This is a genomic window from Micrococcus sp. HMSC31B01, from assembly GCF_001816085.1.
GTDB lineage: Bacteria > Actinomycetota > Actinomycetes > Actinomycetales > Micrococcaceae > Micrococcus > Micrococcus luteus.
This window is the reverse complement of sequence record NZ_KV825002.1, coordinates 1-4,945: the sequence shown is the minus strand read 5'-3', so window position 1 is coordinate 4,945 and position 4,945 is coordinate 1. Positions and strand designations below refer to the sequence as shown.

The 4,945-nt window shown below is 73.1% G+C and carries 5 protein-coding genes and 2 tRNA genes; all 7 read right to left on the bottom strand.

Translation table 11 applies throughout. The features are described 5' to 3' along the window. Window positions 1–899 (bottom strand): dynamin family protein (locus HMPREF3105_RS03145; protein ID WP_210401421.1); only part of this gene is annotated, 899 nt, incomplete at its 3' end. Window positions 900–1,005: 106 nt separating this feature from the next. Next, a tRNA-Glu gene (locus HMPREF3105_RS03140) sits at window positions 1,006–1,078 on the bottom strand. 55 nt (window positions 1,079–1,133) lie between these two features. After that, window positions 1,134–1,205 (bottom strand) — tRNA-Gln (locus HMPREF3105_RS03135). 119 nt (window positions 1,206–1,324) lie between these two features. Continuing rightward, a complete protein-coding gene (locus tag HMPREF3105_RS03130) occupies window positions 1,325–2,110 on the bottom strand; it encodes an HAD family hydrolase (RefSeq protein ID WP_041103180.1) in 786 nt (261 codons plus the stop codon). An 8-nt stretch (window positions 2,111–2,118) separates the two neighbouring features. Further along, window positions 2,119–3,696, bottom strand: a complete 1,578-nt coding sequence (gene gltX / locus HMPREF3105_RS03125) for a glutamate--tRNA ligase (RefSeq protein ID WP_070708761.1) — start codon at window positions 3,694–3,696, stop codon at window positions 2,119–2,121. Between the two features lie 50 nt (window positions 3,697–3,746). Next, complete coding sequence (locus tag HMPREF3105_RS03120) at window positions 3,747–4,541, bottom strand: fumarylacetoacetate hydrolase family protein (RefSeq protein ID WP_036338067.1); 795 nt, start codon at window positions 4,539–4,541, stop codon at window positions 3,747–3,749. A 183-nt stretch (window positions 4,542–4,724) separates the two neighbouring features. After that, on the bottom strand, window positions 4,725–4,945 hold a 221-nt coding region (locus HMPREF3105_RS03115; RefSeq protein WP_070708760.1), incomplete at its 5' end, for a YbdD/YjiX family protein.

Genomic DNA, 4,945 nt, shown 5'->3' with positions numbered 1-4,945 from the left:
AGCTGGCCCAGCACGCCGTCCACGGTCCGGCGGGCGACAGCGCCGCGCGCCTGGGCGTCGGCGGCGAGGGTCTCGAGCCAGGCGCGCAGGCCCGCGACGTGCTCCTGCGGGAGCAGACCGCGCTCGTCGAAGCGGGTCTCGGGGATCACGTGGATCCGGGCGTCGGCGAGGCCGCGCTCGGTGAGCATGCGCCGCAGGTCCGGGGTGATGTCCTCCGCCGCGCCCTCGGGCACGCGGCCGAGCACGACGGCCACGGTGATGTCGCGGGCGGCGGCCTCGTCCAGCAGCTGCCAGGGCACGGCGTCGGCGTAGCGGTGCGCCGTCGTCGTGAAGATCCACAGGTCGGCGGCCTCGAGGAGCTGCCGGGCCAGCGCGCGGTTCTGGTCCGCCACGGAGTCGATGTCCGGGGCGTCCACGAGGGCGATGCCCGAGGGCAGTGCGGGCTCGGCCACGAGCGCGACCGTGTCCATCGCGGACTGGTCGGGTTCGACGGGGCCGGCGGCCGCGTCGCGGTGCACGCTGACGCGGGCGAGGTCGGGCAGCACCCGCGGGCCCGTGAACCAGTGGGCGTCGGCGGGGTTGTGCAGCAGCAGCGGCTGGCGCGTGGTGGGCCGCAGGGCGGAGGAGCGGGAGACCTCGTGGCCGACGAGCGCGTTCACCAGCGTGGACTTGCCCGCACCGGTGGAGCCGCCCACGACGGCCAGCAGCGGCGCGTCGAGCGAGTCGAGGCGGGGCAGCACGTAGTCGTCGATCTGGTGCAGGGTGCGCTCGCGCTCGGCGCGGTCCTGCCCCGCGGTGACGGTCTCGAAGGGCAGCTCGAGCGCGGCGAGGTGCTCGCGCACGCGACGGACGGCCGTGTCGACGCCGAGGTCTGGGGCGTTCTGATCCGTGTGTGGCACGTGGGCCATCGTCTCACGGGCGCGCACCGGCCGCCCATCCCGCCGGCCCGGCGGACGGAAACGACGGAAGCCCGGTCCGCAGGGACCGGGCCTCCTGTCACTCGGGTGACCCCAGCGGGATTTGAACCCGCGTTACCGCCGTGAGAGGGCGGCGTACTAGGCCGCTATACGATGGGGCCGTGCGCCACGTCCGAGCGTCTCCGCCCGTGCGCGTTCATTGAGTCCGAAGACTCGCTGGGGTACCAGGACTCGAACCTAGAATGACGGTACCAGAAACCGTTGTGTTGCCAATTACACCATACCCCACTGTCGGTCAAGCATGCCTGACCGATGTGCATCATATTCATGAGCTCGGTGTTCCCGGATCTCTCCGGCAACGAGTAAGAACTCTACACCCTCCGGGCGACGTGTGCAAAATCGGCGGGTCAGGCCGCCAGCCAGGTCCGCAGCCCGCCGATCGCCCGCATCCGCCAGCATGCGTGCTCCTCGTCCCAGAGCGGCTCCTCCGCCCCGCCGTGGGCGGGGGCGTCGGGGCTCATCCACACCGGAACGAGCCCCGCCGACCGGGCCCCCTCGACGTCGTGACGCAGGCTGTCCCCCACCATGAGGGTGCGTCCCGGGTCCGTGCCCAGGCGGGAGCAGCCGGCCAGGAAGGGGGCCGGGTCCGGCTTCGGGGCCCCGGCCGTGTCCGAGCCGATCAGCACCTCGACCCACTCCAGACCGAGGGCGTCGGCCTTGCCGCGCTGGTAGGCCTCCACGTTGTTCGTGACGATCCCCACGCCACGGCCTGTTCCCCGCACCTCGGCGAGGACGTCGACGGTCGCGGGGAACAGCGCCCAGTGCCCGCGCACGACCTCTTCGTAGTCGGTGGTCCACAGGCCGTCGAGCGGGGTCGCCGCGTCCTCGGGCACGCCGAGCGCGCGCAGGGCGTCGGCCACGCGGGCCAGCCGCTGCTCCTCGAACGTCAGCTCCCCGGCCACGTAGCGCCCGTAGTGGCCGCCGGCGTCGGACGCGAAGGCGTCGGTGGCCTCAGCCAGCACCGCCGGGTCGACGTCGGCGGCCCCGGCCCACTGCCGGCGCACCGTCGCGTCGAACGCGGCGTGCTGGGCGGAGCGCAGATCCAGCAGCGTGTCGTCCAGGTCGAAGAGGACGGCGTCCCAGGCCGGCGGCGCGGGCGCGCCCGCGGACCCGCCGGCCGGCGTCGTGCTCACGCCCCGGCTCATGCGTCGGCGGGCTGGTCCTGGTCCAGGCCCTGTTCCGCGGCGAAGCGGTCCAGACGGGCGAGCGCGGAGTCCCGGCCCAGGATCTCGAGCGACTCGAAGAGCGGCGGGGACACCTTGCGGCCGGTCACCGCGACGCGCACCGGGCCGAACGCCTGGCGCGGCTTGAGGCCCAGGCCGTCGATGAGGGCGGCCCGCAGCGCCGCCTCGATGCGCTCGGTGGTGAACTCGTCCTCGGGCAGGGCGGCCAGCGCCTCCCGGGCCGCGGCGACGGCGGCGCCCAGGTCCGCCGGCATGCCCTTGAGGGCGCCTTCGGCGGTCCGGACGTCCCGGTCCGCCGTGAAGAGGAAGGTGAGCATCTCGACGGCCTCACCGAGCAGCTGCACGCGCTCCTGCACGAGCGGGGCCGCGGCGGTGAGGACCTCCATCTCCCGCTCCGTCAGGTGCTCGCCCACGAGGCCGGCCGCGTGCAGGTAGGGCACGAGACGGTCACGGAAGTCGGCCACGTCGAGCATGCGCACGTGCGTGCCGTTGATCGCGATCGCCTTCTTCTCGTCGAAGCGGGCGGGGTTGGCCAGCACCTTGTGCACGTCGAAGTGCTCCACGAACTGCTGCGGGGTGAAGATGTCCTCGTCCGCGGAGAGGGACCAGCCCAGCAGGCCGAGGTAGTTCAGCAGGCCCTCCGGGATGAAGCCGTTGTCCCGGTGCAGGAACAGGTTGGCCTGCGGATCGCGCTTGGACAGCTTCTTGTTGCCCTCGCCCATCACGTAGGGCAGGTGGCCGAACACCGGCATGTACCGGGCGACGCCGATCGCGTGCAGGGCGCGGTAGAGCGCGATCTGGCGCGGAGTGGACGAGAGCAGGTCCTCGCCGCGCAGCACGTGGGTGATGCCCATGAGCGCGTCGTCCACCGGGTTCACGAGGGTGTACAGCGGCGACCCGTCCGCGCGGACCACCACGAAGTCCGGCACGGAGCCGGCCTTGAAGGTGATCTCCCCGCGCACCAGGTCGGTGAAGGTGATGTCCTCGTCCGGCATGCGCAGCCGCCAGACCGGCGCGCGGCCCTCGGCCTCGAAGGCGGCGATCTGCTCGTCCGTGAGGTCACGGTCGTGGCCGTCGTAGCCCAGCTTGGGGTCGCGGCCGGCGGCCCGGTGACGGGCCTCGGTCTCCTCGGGGCTCGAGTAGGACGGGTAGATGTATCCGCCGGCCTTGAGCTTCTCGATCACGTCCGCGTAGATCTGCCCGCGCTGGGACTGACGGTACGGCTCGTGCGGGCCGCCGACCTCGACGCCCTCGTCCCAGTCGATCCCGAGCCAGCGCATCGCCTCGAGCAGCTGCTGGTAGGACTCCTCCGAATCGCGCTTGGCATCCGTGTCCTCGATGCGGAACACGAGGGTGCCGCCGGTGTGCCGCGCCCAGCCCCAGTTGAACAGGACGGTGCGGATCAGCCCCACGTGGGGGGTGCCGGTGGGCGAGGGGGCGAAGCGCACGCGCACGGGGGTCTCGGCGTCCACCTGGGGGACGTCGGCGAAGGGGGCGGGGGCGTTCTCGGACACGGGAGCGGTGGCGTCAGTCATGATGCCCCGAGTCTACGCGGGGGCCCGGACGGCGTCGTCGGGCGCCCGCGTCAGCGGCGGAAGACGGTGGCCAGGACGCCGATCCCCTCGACCTCGGCCTCGACGCGCTGGCCCTCCTGGACCGTCCCGACCCCGCCCGGGGTGCCGGTCAGGATCACGTCGCCGGGCAGGAGGGTGAACATCTCCGAGGCCGCGGCCACGAGCTCGCGGACGCCGAAGACCATGTCCGCCGTCGTGCCGTCCTGGCGGGTCTCGCCGTCGAGCCGGGACGTGATGCGCAGGCCGCCGGCCGGCTCCACGTCCAGCTCGGTCTCGATCCACGGGCCCAGCGGGCAGGCGCCGTCGAAGCCCTTGGCGCGGGCCCACTGCAGGTCGGTGCGCTGGGCGTCGCGGGCGGTGAGGTCGTTGCCCACGGTGTAGCCGAACACGACGTCGTCCACGCGGCTCACCGGCACGTCCTTGCAGATGGTGCCGATGACGACGGCGAGCTCGGCCTCGTAGGAGACCTCGTCCGACCAGCTCGGCAGGGTCACGGGCTCGTTCGGACCCACGACGGCGGTGTTCGGCTTGAGGAAGAACTGCGGCGAGGCGGGGACCTCGTTGCCGAGCTCCTTCGCGTGGTCGGCCCAGTTGCGGCCGACGCCCACGATCTTCGAACGCGGGATGATCGGGGCCACGAGGCGCACGTCCTCGAGGCGGTGCGTGGTGCCGGTGGGCTGGATCCCGTGGAAGAACGGGTCGCCCTGCAGGGCGGTGATGCTCAGCTCGGCGGGGTCGGCGTCGGCCGGGCCCTCCACGATGCCGTAGGTCGGTTCGGCCTGGTCCACGAAACGGGCGATGCGCATGGGGGTCAGCGTAGTGGGTGAGCGGCGGTCGCCGTCGCCGGACACCCACTCGATGCCGGCCCCGCTGACGTCGCGAGCCAGACGATTCGGCCGCGGCGGACGGCCTGAGGAGACCGATTCGTCTGGCTCGCGGGCGGATTCGTCTGGCTCAGCGCGGCGCGGTGCGGGGCGGGTCGAGACCGCTCAGCAGCAGCGGCTGCCCGGATTGGCCTCCTGGCGCGCGTACTCGGCCCGCCAGAACTCCCGCTCGGTCATCGGCGCGCGCTCCGGATGGTGGGCCCGGTGGTGGGCCACGTACGCGTCGTACTTCCCCTCTCCGGAGAGCTGGCGGACCCACCAGCGCACCCGGGCCCACACCCCGGGCCGAGACGGGCCGGCCGGGCCCTCCGCGGTGGAGGGCCCGG

Coding starts and splice junctions, on each gene's coding strand:
- gltX (WP_070708761.1), bottom strand. CDS start 3,696: ATGACTGACGCCACCGCTCCCGTGTCCGAGAACGCCCCCGCCCCCTTC.
- HMPREF3105_RS03120 (WP_036338067.1), bottom strand. CDS start 4,541: ATGCGCATCGCCCGTTTCGTGGACCAGGCCGAACCGACCTACGGCATC.